This is a genomic window from Anaeromicropila populeti, assembly GCF_900112775.1.
In the GTDB taxonomy this organism is placed as follows: Bacteria; Bacillota; Clostridia; order Lachnospirales; family Lachnospiraceae; genus Anaeromicropila_A; species Anaeromicropila_A populeti.
The window spans coordinates 129718-148188 of record NZ_FOYZ01000005.1; the positions used below are offsets into that span (position 1 = coordinate 129718).

Here is an 18471-nt window from a genome sequence, read left to right on the forward strand (position 1 = left end):
ATATAATTGCTTTCATGGCTTTTAACATGTGATAGAAAATAAGTATTTGCATTCACATAATAATCTATTTTACTACAAAGGAATTTACGATTTCTGATAAGTCTTCAGAAGAATTATGGAGTCCTTCAATTACCCGTTGCAGCTTGTAGGTTTGCCTTGTAATTCGCTCAATTCGTTCTTCAGCAATTCGAGTGCTGTCTTCGCCAATGGAAACTGCCTGTTCACTTTTCTGTGCCATTTCATAAATATTTTGACGCACATCCTGAATAACTGCATTTTGTTCATTCATCATTTCCATAATCTGAGAAATGGTATTGGAAACATCAATTACCAGTTCAACAGCCTTTGTACTTTCTTTTGTACTTTTCACACTGGATTTTACTTTCTCGTCAATAATATCAATATTTGTATTAGTATCAATTATTTCACTTTGTATCGAGCCAATCAATTCAGAAATAATCTGCGTAGCATTAGTTGTATCTTGAGAAAGCTTTTTAATTTCATCAGCAACAACAGCAAACCCTTTTCCAGCATCTCCTGCTCGGGCAGCTTCAATAGAAGCATTTAATGCCAAAAGATTGGTCTGATTACTAATAGAAGTAATGGTGCTGACTATATTTGTAATTTGATTTGATTTTTCAGAAAGTCCACCTATGCTTGTTAAAGCATTTTCCATAGCAGCCTCTAGCTCTGAAATAGAAGAAATCACTTCACTTGTCAAGTCTTTGGCATTTGCAGCGGTAGAAGAGGTACTATGAGTTTTTTCCTGAATAACAGAAATCATTTCATTCAAATTTGCATTTTTCTGAAAAGAATCTGCAATTCTTCCTACTTCTTTTTGAGTAGAAAGAAAAAGTTCATTTTGTTCAACACAATTATTAGAAAGAGTAGTAATTGTATCTCGTATGTTTGATATTTCAGCTTCAATTTTATCGGATGCAGAAGATACACGTCTTAATGTTACTTTTGTAGTTTTGACGGCATTTCCCACCCGCTTAATCATGTTCATCTGATTGCTGATAAATTTATTAAACCATTTTCCCAGTTCCCCAATCTCATTGTTAGAAGAAGTGGAAACACGTTTTGTCAGATTACCTTCTCCTTCTGCAATCTCATGCAGCAAATCCGTCGTTCTGTTAATTGGCTTTACCAACAAACGGCTTGTTGTTATGTAGCTTAATAAGAAAAGAAGAACAATAAAAATTATTTCAAAAGTAAGTGATAAAGCGGGAAAATGTTTCATCAATAACGTATTGGCAAAAAAGGCAACAGCAGAAATAAAAGCGATTAGTAGAGAATAGGTTTCTCGCAGACTGCTGAACTTATATATTTCTGCAATATCGGCTTCGCACATCATTCCCCATATTTCATCAGAATGTGGGGGGATAATCTGAGTTCCTTTGCCACCTACCAGAATGTGGCGATAGTCAGGATAGCCAGGCCAGCAGTCCAGGTTTTCACCGTTTCGTATGGTGGATTGTATTCCTGGGTGCAGTTGTTTAGTTGCTGGATCAGTAAAAACAATTTCAAATTCAGTGTGTTCTTTTATCTGTACAATTCCCCAGCTCTTTGTCCTAACACCATCTTTTAAGTTATCTCCAAGTGAAAAGGTCATATCCTCAAAACGGCTTCTGGAAATAGCAGTTCCCTGTGGAATATTCCTTTCATTTTTTACCATAAACAGATAGTTATCACCAGATTCTTTGTATATATGAGTATCTTCATCCTGAATAACATTGCTCATGTCATCATTTAAAATTCTAATACATAAAATTCTAAGTTCATTATCTGCCTGGTATGGCTGAGAAAAAAGCAAGGTAACTTCATCAAAAAAATGCTTGTTTTTTGATGGAAGATTTAAAGTAGCTTTATCACAATATGGTCCATACATATATGGTTCATTATGTAATGCTTTTTTATAATTCGGATAAGATGATAGGTCATGATTTGTGTGTCCGGCGTAAGAGGATAAAATAACTTTTCCAGTAGAATCCAAGATAAAAGCTTCTAAAAACTCGTCATAATGTAAAACGGACTCATTAAGTGTCTCCAACTGCTTATCTGTATCCTCTGAAATAGAGATTAGTGACTTAACAATAGAATTAATTTTTCTCCACTGGTCATTAAACCAGTTTTCCAAAGCTTTTTTTCTTCCCTTGCTAATACCCTCAAACACAGATTCTGAACTTTTTTTAAGAGAACGATTTCGTATATATCTACTCAATTCTTTCAATAGATCCACTCCTTTAGGGTAATGATATAACCGATAATACGTATCTCTAGTTATAACAAAAAAGTATATAAAAATCAATTTAGAAATAAACATTTTTAAGAAATAAAGAAATTATCTTAATATATAATGGTAACACAATGTAAAAAACATAGAAAATAAAGCTAAAATCTAGTTTTTACATAAAATAAAAGGGATGAATCTTCATTATTCATCCCTTTTGTTTTATTAATATTTGCAGCTATTAGCTTCTAGCAGCAACTTCTGTTTTAATTTTCTCAGTTAAAATAGGAACAATTTTAGTTACATCTCCAACTATTCCAAAATCAGCAACATCAAAAATAGGAGCAGTTTCATCTTTATTAATTGCAATAATTAAATCAGATTCTTCCATACCAGCTAAATGCTGAATTGCACCTGAAATACCACATGCAATATATAAGTTTGGACGAACAGTTTGTCCAGTCTGACCAACCTGAATATCTTTTTCAACCCATCCAGCATCAACACATGCTCTAGAAGAAGCTACTTCTCCACCAAGTGCGTCAGCCAAATCTCTTAACATTTTAAAGTTTTCTCCACAACCAAGTCCACGTCCACCAGATACAAGAATCTTAGCATCTTGAATATTAATCTTATCGCTGACTTTTTTAATTACATCGATTACTTCAACATATTTATTATTCTTTTCAAATGTTACAGAACATTCTTCTACAACAGCTTTTGCTCCAGCAACTGGAGAAATTTTCTGCATAACGCCAGGACGAACAGTAGCCATTTGAGGACGGTGATCTGGGCACTTAATAGTAGCCATGATGTTACCACCAAAAGCTGGTCTGGTCATATGAAGATTTTTCGTTTCAGCATCTACTTCCAGTTTTGTACAGTCAGCAGTTAATCCAGTGTGTACTCTTGCTGAAACACGAGGAGCTAAGTCACGTCCAATTGCAGTTGCACCATAAAGAACAACGTCAGGCTTATATTGTTCAATAACAGCGTTCATAGCAACAGTATATGGCTCAGTAGTATAAACTTCCAATGCTTTATCATCAACAACGATAACTTTATCAGCACCAAATTCAGCTAATTTATCAGCTAAATCTTTAACATTATAGCCTAATAATACAGCAGTAACCTCTGTACCTAGATCTGCAGCTAAATCCTTTGCTTTTCCAATAAGTTCAAAAGAAACGCCACTAATTTTATTATCTACCTGTTGCGCAAATACAAATACGCCCTTATAGTCTTGCAAACTCATTTTATGTTCACCACTTTCTTTGAAATTATAATATAAATTTTTCTTTCATTTTCTCTACAATAAAGTTAGCAGATTCTTCTGCATCTAATTGAACTTTTGTTCCAGCAGCCTTTAAGCTCTTTGTAAATGTCTGGGCAACTTTTGTTGGAGAACCTTTTAAACCAATATTTGCTGTATCAACAGTAATGTCATTTAATCCCCATACAGTAACTTCCTTTTCTTTATAAGCATCAAAGATACCACCTGGTGTCATATAACGTGGCTGGTTCATTTCACCTAATGCTGTAATAAGACATGGCATTTCAACTTTTACAGTATGATATCTATCTTCATATTGACGTTTTACAATTACGCTGTTTCCTTCAACCTTAATGTCTTCTGCATAACTTACATTTGGAATACTAAGGTGTTCAGAGATCTGAGGTCCAACCTGAGCAGTATCTCCATCAATTGCCTGACGTCCAGTAATAACTAAATCATATTCAAGATTTTTAATAGCAGCAGCAATAGTAGTAGAAGTTGCTAATGTATCAGCTCCACCAAATGCTCTGTCTGTAACTAAAATAGCTTTGTCAGCACCCATAGCTAATGCTTCACGTAAAGCAGCATCTGCTTGAGGTGGTCCCATGGAGATAACAGTAATTTCTGCTCCCACTGAATCCTTTAATTGTAAAGCAGCCTCTAAGCCAGCTTTATCATCTGGATTTATAATACTAGGTACACCATCTCTAATAAGAGTACCAGTAACTGGATCTAATCTAACTTCATTGGTATCTGGAACTTGCTTTATACAAACTACAATTTTCACTGTCCTTCACTCCTTTGGTTTTCTAATTATAAAATACTGCCACTGATTACCATACGTTGTACTTCGCTAGTACCCTCGTAAATTTCAGTAATCTTAGCATCACGCATCATACGTTCAACATCATATTCTCTTGTGTAACCATAACCACCATGAAGTTGAACAGCCTTAGTAGTAACTTCCATAGCAACCTCAGCAGCATATAATTTTGCCATAGCAGCCTCTAAAGAAAATTTCTTCTGAGTATCTTTTGCAATAGCAGCTTTATAAACAAGGTTTCTGGCAGCTTCTACTTTTGTTGCCATATCAGCAATCTGGAACTGAGTGTTTTGGAACTTAGCAATAGAACGACCAAATTGCTTTCTTTCCTTTACGTATGCAATGGTAGCGTCAAGAGCACCAGCAGCAAGACCAAGTGCCTGTGCAGCGATACCAATTCTACCGCCATCAAGAGTTTGCATTGCAATACCAAATCCTTTACCTTCCTGACCAAGAAGATTTTCCTTTGGAACGATACAGTCAGTAAAAATAAGTTCAGTAGTAGAAGAACCACGGATACCCATTTTCTTTTCCTTTGTTCCGATTGAGAAGCCTGGGAATTCTTTTTCTACGATAAATGCAGAAATTCCCTTTGTTCCCTTTGACTTATCAGTCATTGCAAATATAATGTAGATATCAGCTTTTCCACCATTTGTAATAAAAATTTTACTACCATTTAAAACGTAGTGATCGCCGTTTAAAACAGCTTTTGTCTGCTGTCCAGAAGCATCTGTACCAGCACCTGGCTCAGTTAAACCAAAAGCTCCTAATTTTTCACCAGATACTAAAGGTCTGAGATATTTTTCTTTTTGTTCTGGAGTACCAAATTTCTTAATTGGGTCTGCTCCAAGAGAAGTATGTGCGGATACGATAACGCCTGTAGTTCCACAAACTCTTGAAAGTTCTTCTACAGCCAGTACATATGTTAATGTATCACAGCCTTGTCCGCCGTATTCCTTAGGCATTGGTATTCCTAAGAAACCAAGTTTCTGCATTTTTTCAACTGTTTCAACAGGGAAACGCTCTGTCTCGTCAACTTCTTGTGCCAGAGGTTTAACTTCATTTAGAGCAAATTGTCTAAAGAGTGTTCTAGCCATTTCTTGCTCTTTGCTTAATGTGAAATCCATCTTAAATTCCTCCATCTTTATATGATTTGATTATTTACTGTAGTCATAAAAACCTTTTCCAGTTTTCATACCTAACTTACCGCCACGAACCATTTTTCTTAATAATGGATGAGGACGATATTTAGAATCACCAGTTTCTGCCTGAAGTACTTCCATAATAGCAAGGCAGACATCAAGACCGATTAAGTCACCTAATGCTAAAGGTCCCATTGGGTGATTTGCGCCAAGTTTCATGGCAGCATCAATACCTTCTACAGATGCAACACCATCTGCAAAAATTCCAATTGCTTCATTAATCATTGGAATTAAAACTCTATTTACAACAAATCCAGCAGCTTCTTCTACCTGAACAGGAGTTTTTCCAATTTCAGTGGAGATTGCTTTGATTTTATCAACCATTTCGGCTGGGGTGTTTAATCCTGCGATAACTTCAACAAGCTTCATAACAGGAGCAGGATTGAAGAAGTGCATTCCGATTACTGGTCTGTCTAATCCAGCACCGATTTCTGTAATAGAAAGAGAAGAAGTATTTGTAGCAAACATAGCGTCTGCTTTACAGATAGCTTGTAATTCTTTGAAAGTCTGCTTTTTGATTTCCATGTTTTCCAAAGCAGCTTCTACGACTAAATCACAATCTCCACAAATTTCTTTTGTTCCTGTAGTGATTTTAGCAAGAATAGAATCAGCAGCAGCTTGTTCCATTTTACCTTTAGCAATTCTTTTTTCAAAGCCTTTCGCAATTTTATTCTTGCCGTTTGCAGCAAATTCTTCATTGATATCACATAAAAATACTTCATAACCTTCTGTTTGAGCAAAAGCTTGTGCAATTCCGGAACCCATAGTTCCAGCACCAATAATACCTACTTTCATTTTGAATCCTCCTAAATTTAATAGTTTATTGTATCCTATTTATTTTGAAAACCATCTACTTTTCTTTTTTCTAAGAAAGCAGTCATACCATCTATTTGATCTTGTGTTTCAAAGCAGCTTCCAAATAATTTTTCTTCTATTACAATGGCAGCATCCATATCTGTTTGTAAACCATCATTAATTGCTTTTTTACATGCACGAACAGCAATAGGAGCATTTTTAGAAATCTTTTCAGCCATCTTTATAGCGGATGGAAGTAATTCTTCTTGTGTATAAACAGCATTTACAAGTCCGATGCGGTAAGCTTCGTCTGCTTTAATATTAAAAGCGGTATAGATAAGTTCTTTGGCTTTTCCTACACCAACGATGCGGGCAAGTCTTTGTGTACCACCAAATCCAGGGGTAATGCCAAGACCAACCTCTGGTTGTCCAAATAATGCATTATCAGAACACAATCTGATATCACAGCTCATAGCAATTTCACAGCCGCCGCCTAATGCAAAACCATTAATTGCAGCAATAACTGGAATAGGAAAAACTTCTAATTTACGGAATACATCATTACCGATTTTACCGAAAGCTTCTCCTTCTGCTTTTGTTAAAGTACTCATTTCCCCGATGTCAGCACCAGCTACAAAAGATTTTTCTCCTGCACCTGTTAAAATAAGACATCTGGTTGTTTCTAAATCAACAGCATCCAAAGCAGCGTCAATTTCCTTTAATACGTTGGAGTTTAAAGCATTTAAAGCTTTTGGACGATTAATTGTAAGGATGCCAACAAATCCTTGTTGTTCATATGTGATAAATTCCATGAATGAAATCTCCTTTCGAAATAAAACGATTTATAGTAAAGAAAGACTTGACTAGTCTCTCTTTACAATTGTAGAACAGCCCATTCCGCCACCGATACAAAGTGTAGCTAAGCCTGTCTTGGCATCTGATTTCTGCATTTCATGTAATAAAGTTACCAGAATACGGCATCCAGAAGCACCAACTGGGTGACCAAGAGCAATAGCTCCACCATTTACATTTAATTTAGAAGTGTCAAAACCTAAATCTTTACCAACAGCTAAAGACTGAGCTGCAAAAGCTTCGTTTGCTTCGATTAAGTCAAAATCACTAATAGACATTCCGGTTTTTTCTAATACTTTCTTTGTTGAGGCAACAGGACCAATTCCCATAATAGAAGGTTCAACACCGCCAAGAGCACCAGCAACCCAAGTAGCCATTGGTGTAACACCAAGTTCTTTTGCCTTTTCTTCACTCATAACTACCACAGCAGCAGCGCCATCATTAATACTGGAAGCATTTGCAGCAGTTACCATACCATCTTTCTTAAATGCTGGTCTGAGTTTTGCAATTCCTTCAGCAGTTGTACCAGGACGTGGACCTTCATCCTTTGTAAACATTACAGTTTCTTTCTTTTGCTTAACAGGAACAGGAACAATTTCAGCTTCAAATTTTCCAGCTTCCTGAGCTGCAACTGCTTTGTTTTGGCTTAATGCAGCAAATTCATCTAATTGTTCACGGGTTAATCCCCATTGTTCGCAGATATTTTCAGCAGTAATTCCCATGTGGTAGTCATTAAATGCATCCCATAGTGCGTCATTTACCATAGTATCAATCATCGGCGCATTACCCATACGGTATCCATAGCGTGCGTTTTTCAAAACATATGGAGCCATAGACATATTTTCTGTACCTCCAGCTACCACTATATCAGCTTCACCAGTCATAACCATACGTGCAGCCATGTTTACGCATTCTAAGCCAGAACCACAAACAACATTGATTGTAACGGCAGGAACTTCGATTGGTAAACCAGCTTTGATAGAAGATTGACGAGCAACGTTCTGGCCTTGTCCAGCCTGAATTACACAGCCCATATATACCTGATCTACTTGTTCAGGTGCAACTCCAGCTCTGCTTAATGCTTCTTTAATTACGATAGAACCTAACTCAGCAGCTGGTGTTGTACTTAATCCACCGCCCATACCTCCAATAGCTGTACGGCATGCGCCTGCTAATACTACTTTCTTTGACATAACAAAATCCTCCATTTCACTATAGTTTATTAAACGATATGTTAATTTTATCACAAACTTTTTGCATTTGCAAGAAAGAAAGTAAATAGATTGCATTTCTTTTCTTTTCAAATTATAATATTAGGAAAGAAAAGAAAGGTTTGAGGGAAATGAGTCAGGTTTTTAGAATAGGAAAAAAAATAATGGCTCCTTTTTTTCTTGTATGTTTCAGTTTACTATTCTTAACAAGCTGTTCAACAGGAAAAGGGGCTGGTAGTTTGTATAAGCAGGCAGTAAAATCAATGGAGAAGGGAGATTATGAAAATGCTGCTGTTAATTTTGAAGAAGCAATTTTAAAAAACCCTGAAAAAGCTGAATTTTATATTGGTTATGGCATGTGCTTAATTCAGCTGGAACAATATGACAAAGCTAGAATTCAATTTGATAAAGCAATTTTAGAAAAAGAAAATAAAATTGTTTTAGAAAATAATAAGCAGGCATATCGGGGACAGGGATTATGTGATTTTTATGATAATCAGTATGCAAACGCCGTGAAGTGGTTTGACAAGGCATTATCCATTCAGGAATTAGAAAGCATGAATTTGGACATATTAAATTACAAAGCAGATGCGCTGATGTATCAGGGAAATTATAAGGAAGCAGTAGAAACTCTCACGAAATATATTGATAAAAAAAAGTCAGACTTTCGGGTTTATTTAAAAAGAGCAAATGCATATTTTAAAGCGCAAAGCTATGAAGAGTCAATTGGAGATTATGAAAAGGTGCTGGATTTGGAAGGTACTAATTGCGAAGCATATGTGGGAGAATATTTTGTATATCTTAAAATGAATCAAATAGAAAAAGCGGATTCTGTTTTAGATAAGGCGCTGGCGATGAAAACAAAAACTGATGAGGATTTTTACAACCTTGCCGTCATACAATATTATAAAGAAGATTACGACACAGCAATACAAGGATTTGAAGCTTCTAAGAACAAAGGATTTACAGAAGCAGATTATTATATAGGAAAGATATATGAAAACAAGAAAGAATATGATAAGGCTGCGGAGCATTTTGTAAGTTATCTTGAAAACACGGAATTGATAGAAAGTGCAGCAGTGTACAGTGCACTGGCTGAAGTTTATTTGAAAACAGAGCAGTATGATTTAGGGTTAAAAGCGGTACAGGCTGGTATTGAGTTGAACGATGGAAGTTTTATACAGCAGCTTTTATATAATCAAATTACTTTGTATGAACTTCTGGCAGATTATGAACTGGCTTTTGAAAAAGCAAACGATTATTTAGAATTGTATCCAGAGGATGAGAAAATGCAGAGAGAATTAAAGTTTATTTTAACACGTAGAAATAACGTTCAGGAAGAAAGTGGAGACAGTAATGAGTAAATTATATGATATAAGCGAGGAAGAAGAAAGAGTGATACTGGTTGGTGTAAGCACTCATAACCCAGAGGAAACAGAAGAGTCTTTAGATGAATTAGAGGAATTAGCAAAAACGGCAGGTGCAGTTGCAGTTGCAAGGGTCGTACAAAATCGTGATAGTATTCATTCAGGTACTTATGTGGGGAAGGGCAAGCTAGATGAAATACGGGCGTTCATCTATGAATATGAGGCAACTGGAGTGGTGTGTGATGATGAACTGACCCCAGCCCAATTAAAAAATATGGAGGCTGAACTGAAGATAAAGGTCATTGACAGAACGGTAATGATTCTGGATATTTTTGCCCAAAGAGCCAGTACAAAAGAAGGTAAAATACAGGTAGAGCTTGCTCAGTTAAAGTATCGTTCTTCCAGGCTGACAGGGCTTGGCAGTTCGCTGTCCAGACTTGGGGGAGGAATAGGAACCAGGGGACCTGGTGAGAAAAAGCTTGAGATGGATCGCCGGCTGATTCGGGACAGGATATCCCAATTAAATAGTGAGCTTGACAAAATAGTAAGCAATCGTAATACGCTTAGAAAACAAAGAAGCAGTAATCCTATTCCAGTAATCTCCATCGTTGGTTATACCAACGCAGGGAAATCTACACTATTGAATACACTTACCAATGCAGGAGTTCTTGAGGAAAACAAGTTGTTTGCAACCTTAGACCCCACAACAAGGAATCTGGAGCTGGAGAGTGGACAGCAGATTCTTCTTACTGATACGGTAGGATTTATACGGAAGCTTCCTCATCATTTAATTAATGCTTTTAGAAGTACATTAGAGGAGGCAAAATATGCAGATATTATTTTGCATGTAGTGGATAGTTCTAATGCAGCGGTATATGCTCAGATGCATACGGTGTATGAAACACTGGAGCAGCTGGAGGTAAAAGACAAGATAATGATTACTGTGTTTAACAAACAGGATAAAGTGTTAGAAGACCAGATTTTAAAAGATTTTAAATCAGATTATTCAGTGAAAATTTCTGCGAAACAAAAAACAGGACTTGAGAATTTATTGGAACTAATCGAACAGATTTTGAATGAAAGTAAAATTCTAATTGAAAAGTTGTTTCCCTATCAGGAAGCTGGTGAAATACAGGCTATCAGAAAGTATGGACAGCTTATGGAAGAACGGTATGAGGAAAAGGGAATTTATATTAAAGCATATATTCCCAGAGCAATTTACTCAGTTGAAAAGTATGGGGCAAATGGAAAATAATGCATGCTATAGGACGTAAGGACTACTAGATATAGTGCTGTTTGTGATGGTATACAATATATATAGTTATTTATATTGACTTGTATTATAGATTCTGTTAATATTGTAAAGGCATTAAAATATATTTGTAGTCATAGTTTGAAAGGGGATATTAGAATGATTGCAGTAGTAAAACGAGATGGTGAAATTACAGCATTTGAATTATGCAAAATCGCCAATGCAATATCTAAGGCATTTAATGCAACTGAGAAGTTATATGATGAGGACATTATTAACTTGTTGGCGCTGCGGGTTACTTCAGATTTTCAAAACAAAGCAAAAGAGGATAAAATTCATGTAGAGGACATTCAGGACAGCGTTGAGCATGTGCTGGAGCAGGCAGGTTACACAGATGTAGCAAAAGCATATATTTTATATCGGAAGAACCGTGAAAAAATTCGAAATATGAAATCAACTATTTTGGACTATAAGGATATTGTGGACAGTTATGTGAAGGAAGAGGACTGGCGTGTAAAAGAAAATTCGACGGTCACGTATTCCGTAGGAGGTTTGATTTTACATAATTCAGGGTCTATTACTGCAAATTACTGGTTATCTGAAATATACGATGAAGAAGTGGCAAATGCTCATCGAAATGCAGATTTGCATATTCATGATTTGTCTATGCTTACAGGATATTGTGCTGGCTGGTCACTTAAGCAGCTGATTAAAGAAGGGCTGGGGGGCATACCAGGTAAAATTACTTCCTCACCAGCTGGACATTTAAGTACTTTATGTAATCAGATGGTTAATTTTCTGGGAATTATGCAAAATGAATGGGCAGGTGCTCAAGCATTTTCTTCCTTTGATACTTATTTAGCACCGTTTGTAAAAGTGGACAGTCTTTCCTATAAGGAAGTTAAGCAGTGTATTCAATCGTTTATATATGGAGTAAATACTCCAAGCCGCTGGGGAACACAGGCACCGTTTTCCAATATAACACTGGACTGGACTGTACCTGAGGATTTGAAAGAAGTACCATGTATTGTTGGTGGAAGGGCAATGGATTTTACGTATAAAGAATGTAAAAAAGAGATGGATATGGTAAATAAAGCCTTTATTGAAATTATGATTGAAGGTGATGCAAATGGAAGAGGATTTCAATATCCAATTCCTACGTATTCAATTACAAGAGATTTTGACTGGTCAGATACGGAAAATAATCGTTTGCTGTTTGAGATGACAGCAAAATACGGGACGCCGTATTTTTCAAATTATATTAATAGTGATATGGAGCCAAGTGATGTGCGATCTATGTGTTGCAGATTGCGGCTGGATTTGAGAGAACTTAGAAGAAAAACTGGTGGATATTTTGGTTCTGGAGAGAGTACGGGCTCAATTGGCGTTGTTACCATTAATATGCCAAGAATAGCATATCAGGCAAAAACAGAAGAAGAATTTTTTATCAGATTAAATAGAATGATGGATATTGCAGCACGCTCCTTAAGTGTAAAGAGGGAAGTTGTTTCCAAGCTTTTAGAGGAAGGGTTATATCCATATACAAAACGTTATTTGGGAAGCTTTGAAAATCATTTTTCTACTATTGGATTAGTGGGAATGAATGAGGTTGGTCTTAATGCAAGATGGCTGGAAGAAGATATGACAAATGAATCAACTCAGCAATTTACCAAAAAGGTATTGACTCATATGAGAGAAAGGCTTTCGGTCTATCAGGTAGAATATGGTGATTTGTTTAATCTGGAGGCTACTCCAGCAGAGTCTACTAGCTATAGGCTGGCAAAACATGATAAGAAACGGTGGCCAGCAATTAAAACAGCAGGGAAAAAGGGAGATACCCCTTACTATACAAATAGTTCTCATTTGCCAGTAGATTTTACAGAGGATATTTTTAGTGCATTGGATATTCAGGATGAATTGCAGACGTTGTATACATCAGGCACTGTTTTTCATGCATTTTTGGGAGAAAAGCTGCCTGATTGGGGAGCTGCTGCCAAGCTGGTAAAAACCATTGCTACAAATTATAAGCTTCCTTATTATACCCTTTCACCAACTTATTCTATTTGTAAGACACACGGCTACCTCAAGGGAGAACAGTATGTATGTCCAGAGTGTGGTGAAAAGGCAGAGGTATATAGCCGTATAACAGGATATTATCGTCCAGTTCAAAACTGGAATGAGGGAAAAACGCAGGAATATAAAAATAGAAAAGTATATCAGATGGAGCAGTCCAGGTGTCAACGGAATGGGACAAATGAGAGAGAGATAACTGAGGAAAAGGAAATTGAACTTAATTTATCCGATGATTTGCTTCCAGATGGTTACTATTTATTTACTACAAAGACTTGTCCAAATTGCAGCATAGCAAAGGAATTTCTGTCTGAGTTTCCTTATACATTGTTGGATGCAGAGGAAAACCATGAGATTGCAGCAGAGTATGGAATTATGCAGGCACCTACTTTACTGGTTCTGGAGAATGGGACAAAAAGAAAATGTGTAAATGTATCGAACATAAAGGAGTATGTCGATCAAAGATAGGTAACAATAGTAATTAGATGCTATGTACGGCAAAAGCATTGAATTTTATAAAATAAGATCCGCGTGTATGGAATAACTATGGAAGAGTGAAGAGAATGGATTATTTTATATGTTTTTTTGAGTACAATTTCATGGAGGATAGGATTACTTTCTCAATCAGTGAAAAAATACCGCTGTTAAGTGGAAAGGTAATTCATAATTGTACTTTTAGCATGGGTTCGTATGTAGTAAAAGAGGATTTGGAAGTATTTCTGGACTTTTTGCATTTTAAAAAAGAGGTTTCCTGTGAGTTCAGACTGAAGCAGGTGGATGGAACTGTTTGCTGGTGTAAAGCAAGAGGTGTAGTTTTCTCAGGAAACAGGTTTGTTGGAAATCTATATGAATGGAACCAGGATGAGTGGGTAAGTGCAAAATATGACCCATTAACTGGACTTTTAACGATGCAAAAGTTTAAAGAGTATGCTGGAAGGATTGTAAATGAATATCCTAACAGGCGTTTCCTAATCCTCTATTTTGATATTGATAATTTTAAATGTATTAATGATCTTTATGGATACCATGAGGGTGATATCATATTGCGTGAAGTGGCACAATATTTGAGTGAATCTAATGCCAAAATGCAAATCTCCGCAAGAGAGTCAGCAGATCATTTTATCACAATGGTACTCTTGCAGAACGGCACAAATTTGAAAGAAAGAGTGCAGGAGTTTGCATTAGGATTTACAGAACAGCAAAAGAGAAGAAATAGTCATTGCAACATCAGATTAACAATCGGAGCTTGTATTATAGATGAAAGCCAGCGGGATATTGTGTCTGCTATTGACAATGCCAATTATGCCAGGAAGCAAGTGAAAAGTAACTCCATTTACCGTTTTGAAATGTTTGATGATGAAATGGATCAAAGGGTAAAAAATGAACGATTGATTCTGAGTACAAAAGAACAGGCACTTCGTGAGCAGGAGTTTCTTATTTATTTACAGCCGAAGATAGAGCTGATACCGAATAAGATTGTGGGTGCTGAGGCACTGGTTCGCTGGAGGAGACCTGATGGTAGCATGTTACAGCCAGGAGCTTTTATCCCACTGTTTGAAGAAAATGGTTTTGTGCTTTTGCTGGATTTTTATGTCTACCAGGAAGTTTGCAAGCTGATACGGGGCTGGCTGGACGAGGGAAGAACCGTAGTTCCAGTTTCTGTCAATGTTTCCAGGCTTCATTTGTATCAGAGAAATTTTGTGGAGGAAATCAGGAAGTTGATCAATGAATACCAGATTGCCCCCAAATATATAGAGTTTGAATTAACGGAAAGCATTTTGTTAGATAATACAGAGCTTGCTGTTTCTGTTATGAAGGAGCTTCAAAGCATAGGTTTTCATGTTTCCATTGATGATTTTGGAGCAGGCTACTCTTCATTAAATCTATTGAAGGATATGAAAGCAGATGTTTTAAAGCTGGATAAGGGTTTCTTTCGTGAAGGAGAAATGAAACGCCAAGAAAAAATTATTGTTTCTAACATTATTAATATGGCAAAGCAGTTAGATATGCGCGTTTTGTCAGAGGGTGTAGAAACAAAGGCACAGTTGGAATTCCTAAAAGAAGTTTATTGTGATATGGCACAGGGATACTTTTTTGCAAAACCAATGCCAGTTCAACAATTTGAGGAAATGATAATGGGTAGTAAGTATGAAACATAAAGTTAGTATTATAATGCCAGCATTTAATAGAGAAAAAACCATACTAAGGGCAATTGAATCTGTTTTTAATCAGACATATCGGAACTGGGAGTTAATTATAGTGGACGATGGGAGCTGTGATAGAACAGGTGCAGTTGTCCAACTGCATTATGGGGGAAATATATTGCCTTTTTGGATTCGGATGACGAATGGTTTCCGGAACACTTGGAAGAGTGTGTAAAGGCAATAGAGGTGACGGATTATTCAATATGTAGTGCATTGTGGATTGAGGAAAAGGCAGGAAAATTATATAGTTTAAACGAGTATGAGTGGTTTGTGGATTCTAAAAAAAGAATAGAGATGGATTTAAATATTGATATCAATAGAAAAGTTTGGGTATTTGATGAACGTTTTTTTTGTTATACATTATGTACTGGGTTTTACTGTTATCATATTAATACAATTGTATTAAAGCGAGAGATTATAAAACAGGTAGGATTTTTTAATGAAAAAATGAAATCCAATGAGGACATGGAATTTTTACGGGGCTGTAATAAATTTTGTGTTTTCAAAGCTCCTCAATACCAGCTAAACTGTCTGAAAAGTTAAAAATGAATCAGCTTTTCAGGCAGTGTTCCGCAATAGCCACTTAAAATAACCATATCATAATGATTTTCCGATAAAAAGGAAAGTATACTTTCTTCAAAAAGAACTGGATATAATACATCTACTTCACCACAAACAGAAGACAAGAAGGCAGCAAGTGGAGAAGAATACGAATCTCGAATCAAAAGTATTTTGGCACCGTTTGGGTTAAGGCGGTTAGTAATTTTTCCGTAGGAATAAAGAACACCATCCAAATAGCAGGAATACAGATCCTGTTGAAATAAATCTTTGATAGTCAGAATTGATTTATTGATTAAAGTGTCTTCAAAGCTTCCCTGATACGTGATAAAACCTTCTTCATTGGTGCGTTTAAATTCAAATGAGGTATTAAACTTGGGAAGAATCAAATCAAAATCATCCAAACCAGCATAAACAGCCCCAGTTTTTCTTCCATAAGAGCCCAAATAGGCATTTGGATAATGAATGGTAGTATAGTGGTTCCAATCGCGGTAATAACCATCTGGATCAAGCTGGAGAGCGTAATTTTCATTGAGAAATGTAATAAGCTCCTGAAACGCTAGAAATGCTCCGCGGATGGTCCAGTGGTGATCTGTTTTATAATAAAGCTGCTCCTTTGCCAGACCAGAATGAATAAAAGCTGGACGAAGATCAAGAGAATCTATATCATAAGAGCTCAGACAATTATAATACAAATCAATATACTGGCTAAAGTTGCTATAAGGAATGCCTAAGTAGCCATTAATTTTGCCATCATAAAATCTGTCAGGAGGTGTCATCACCAATAGTTCTGTTTTCTGTTCATCTAATTTTTTTTTCAAAGCAGAAACATTTTTCGCCAAGTCTTTTGCCTGTTTTTGGTCAAAGCTTTCAATAAAATTGGATGGGTGAAGAAATCCATCCCGATCGACCCCTATACTAAATTGATTCATTTCGTGTTTTTCCAATAACAATTGGAGGGCGCCATAATTTTCAATATAAGAATATTTTTGAAAAAAATTATCCTGCATGGCATATTCTAAGTTATCCGTTAAGGTGTTTACATCGTTTAAACTTGCTATATCCTTGTTAAGAAAAAGAGATTTAAGAAAAGGATAGGTATGGTGCAAATTCAACATAGAATAAGTCAACAACAAAAACAAAAAGGTCAATGCGGTAAATTCCTTTTTTATAAAAAAATTTTTCATTGGATACACTCCTTTAAAAATTAAAATAAATAAATGGATTATAGCTGCCTTTAACCAAATAGGTGACACAGACAAAGAAAATGCAAATGATGCAGAACAGATAGGAAACATTCATAAAAAAGCCTGCAATCCCAAACCTATTTTCTACAAGAAGCCGGTTACAGCGCTTCGCAACTGGAGTAGAAAATATAATTCCAAATATTAAAAAAATGCCATATTCCTTTAAAAACAGAATTGTATAATCACAAAAAATACCTTTGTACTTTATGCCAAACATAGTTTGAAAAAGCGATAAGGCAATTGACAAATTAGAAGAACGAAATAGTACCCAGCCCCAGTTAATCATAAGTAAAGTATAGATATGATTTACAATGGAGTGGTTTTTTTTGTGTGGATTACGAAATACCTTTTCCAATAAAATAATAAAAAAATGATAAAGACCCCAGAAAAGAAAGGTCCATTCTGCCCCATGCCAGATACCAGTTAAAAGCCAGACAATTAACATATTGCGTACCATAATATCGTTGTTTTTTACCCTGGAGCCGCCAAGTGGAAAATAAACATAATCTTTAAACCATGTTGTTAATGAGATATGCCATCTCCGCCAGAATTCAGTAACAGAAGCTGACATATAAGGATAATTGAAGTTTTCATCAAATTCAAATCCAAAAATCAGTCCTAATCCTATTGCCATGTCAGAATATGCTGAAAAATCAAAAAAAATCTGTAAGGAATATGCAATAGAACCAAGCCAGGCGAGAGAAACTGAAATGGTGTAAAGGGGAATTAGCTGATAAATTTTATCTGCAACAATTGCCATCGTATTGGCAATAATAATTTTTTTGCCAAGGCCTGTGAGAAATCTGCAACAGCCTACAGAAAATTTTCTTAAAGTATTTTTTCTAAATAAAATTTGTTTTTCAATTGCAGCATATTTCACGATAGGACCAGCAATTAATTGGGGAAATAAAGCAATATAAAGTCCCAGATAAAAGGGATTTTTTTGAACTCTTGCAGTGCCTCTGGAGACATCAATTACATAGGAAATTGCTTGAAAAGTAAAAAATGAGATTCCAAGAGGAAGTGCCAGTTGAGGCACAATATAGTTTTTCTGCGTAAAATCATTAATGTTTCTTACAACAAAACCAGAATATTTATATATGAAAAGAATACCCAGATTTGTGGCACACATTAACGTGAGCAGATATCGAAGCAGATGCTTTTTCGATTTGCAGTAAGTAACCATCAGTCCAAAAATATAATTTATCAGAATAGAAAATAATAAAATAAAGGTAGACTTTATATTACCCCATGCATAAAAGAAAATACTTGCAAAAAAAAGAAAATAGTTTTGCAATTTTCTTGAAAAGCAAAGCAAATAGTATCCTGAAATTACTAAAGGAAGAAAATAAAACAAAAACAAAATACTGGAAAAAATCAT

The 18471-nt window shown here is 35.8% G+C and carries 15 protein-coding genes; 6 read left to right on the forward strand and 9 right to left on the reverse strand.

The genetic code is table 11. The features are described 5' to 3' along the window. Positions 1 to 64: 64 nt before the first annotated feature. From BM305_RS07595 to BM305_RS07625, 7 genes are all read right to left on the reverse strand, one after another. Positions 65 to 2233, reverse strand: a complete 2169-nt coding sequence (locus BM305_RS07595; protein ID WP_177214614.1) for a methyl-accepting chemotaxis protein — start codon at positions 2231 to 2233, stop codon at positions 65 to 67. Between the two features lie 241 nt (positions 2234 to 2474). Beyond that, positions 2475 to 3488 carry an electron transfer flavoprotein subunit alpha/FixB family protein gene (locus BM305_RS07600; RefSeq protein ID WP_092560098.1) on the reverse strand — a complete coding sequence of 338 codons (1014 nt, stop codon included), beginning with the start codon at positions 3486 to 3488 and terminating at the stop codon, positions 2475 to 2477. Positions 3489 to 3513: 25 nt separating this feature from the next. Continuing rightward, complete coding sequence (locus BM305_RS07605) at positions 3514 to 4296, reverse strand: electron transfer flavoprotein subunit beta/FixA family protein (protein WP_092560099.1); 783 nt, start codon at positions 4294 to 4296, stop codon at positions 3514 to 3516. A 26-nt stretch (positions 4297 to 4322) separates the two neighbouring features. Further along, the gene (locus tag BM305_RS07610; protein ID WP_092560100.1) at positions 4323 to 5459 is read right to left on the reverse strand and encodes an acyl-CoA dehydrogenase; all 1137 of its coding nucleotides are present in this window, start codon (positions 5457 to 5459) and stop codon (positions 4323 to 4325) included. A 30-nt stretch (positions 5460 to 5489) separates the two neighbouring features. Next, positions 5490 to 6329 (reverse strand): 3-hydroxyacyl-CoA dehydrogenase NAD-binding domain-containing protein, encoded by an 840-nt coding sequence (locus tag BM305_RS07615; protein ID WP_092560101.1) that lies wholly within the window; start codon positions 6327 to 6329, stop codon positions 5490 to 5492. Positions 6330 to 6364: 35 nt separating this feature from the next. Continuing rightward, positions 6365 to 7141, reverse strand: coding sequence for an enoyl-CoA hydratase-related protein (locus BM305_RS07620; protein WP_092560102.1), 777 nt, complete (start codon positions 7139 to 7141; stop codon positions 6365 to 6367). 51 nt (positions 7142 to 7192) lie between these two features. Continuing rightward, positions 7193 to 8374 carry an acetyl-CoA C-acetyltransferase gene (locus tag BM305_RS07625; RefSeq protein WP_092560103.1) on the reverse strand — a complete coding sequence of 394 codons (1182 nt, stop codon included), beginning with the start codon at positions 8372 to 8374 and terminating at the stop codon, positions 7193 to 7195. 149 nt (positions 8375 to 8523) lie between these two features. Between BM305_RS07625 and BM305_RS07630 the strand changes: the two genes are divergently transcribed. From BM305_RS07630 to BM305_RS07655, 6 genes are all read left to right on the forward strand, one after another. Then, entirely contained in the window at positions 8524 to 9756 is a 1233-nt protein-coding gene (locus tag BM305_RS07630; RefSeq protein WP_092560104.1) for a tetratricopeptide repeat protein, read from the forward strand. Continuing rightward, positions 9749 to 11014, forward strand: coding sequence for a GTPase HflX (hflX, locus tag BM305_RS07635; protein ID WP_092560105.1), 1266 nt, complete (start codon positions 9749 to 9751; stop codon positions 11012 to 11014). The genes BM305_RS07630 and hflX overlap by 8 nt, the downstream gene beginning before the upstream one ends. A gap of 156 nt (positions 11015 to 11170) precedes the next feature. Beyond that, positions 11171 to 13549 (forward strand): ribonucleoside triphosphate reductase, encoded by a 2379-nt coding sequence (locus tag BM305_RS07640; RefSeq protein WP_092560106.1) that lies wholly within the window; start codon positions 11171 to 11173, stop codon positions 13547 to 13549. A 95-nt stretch (positions 13550 to 13644) separates the two neighbouring features. Next, positions 13645 to 15240 (forward strand): putative bifunctional diguanylate cyclase/phosphodiesterase, encoded by a 1596-nt coding sequence (locus BM305_RS07645; protein ID WP_092560107.1) that lies wholly within the window; start codon positions 13645 to 13647, stop codon positions 15238 to 15240. Further along, a complete protein-coding gene (locus BM305_RS19620; protein ID WP_092560108.1) occupies positions 15230 to 15460 on the forward strand; it encodes a glycosyltransferase family 2 protein in 231 nt (76 codons plus the stop codon). The genes BM305_RS07645 and BM305_RS19620 overlap by 11 nt, the downstream gene beginning before the upstream one ends. Next, on the forward strand, positions 15412 to 15828 hold the full coding sequence (locus tag BM305_RS07655; RefSeq protein WP_177214615.1) for a glycosyltransferase family protein: 417 nt from the start codon (positions 15412 to 15414) through the stop codon (positions 15826 to 15828). Before BM305_RS19620 ends, BM305_RS07655 begins: the two co-directional genes overlap by 49 nt. On the opposite strand, the gene BM305_RS07660 is transcribed toward BM305_RS07655, so the two are convergent. Together BM305_RS07660 and BM305_RS07665 are read right to left on the reverse strand one after the other, a co-directional pair. Beyond that, positions 15825 to 17030 carry a DHHW family protein gene (locus BM305_RS07660; RefSeq protein ID WP_177214616.1) on the reverse strand — a complete coding sequence of 402 codons (1206 nt, stop codon included), beginning with the start codon at positions 17028 to 17030 and terminating at the stop codon, positions 15825 to 15827. The two genes, BM305_RS07655 and BM305_RS07660, sit on opposite strands and share 4 nt — an antisense overlap. A 13-nt stretch (positions 17031 to 17043) precedes the next feature. Continuing rightward, positions 17044 to 18471 (reverse strand): MBOAT family O-acyltransferase, encoded by a 1428-nt coding sequence (locus tag BM305_RS07665; RefSeq protein ID WP_092560111.1) that lies wholly within the window; start codon positions 18469 to 18471, stop codon positions 17044 to 17046.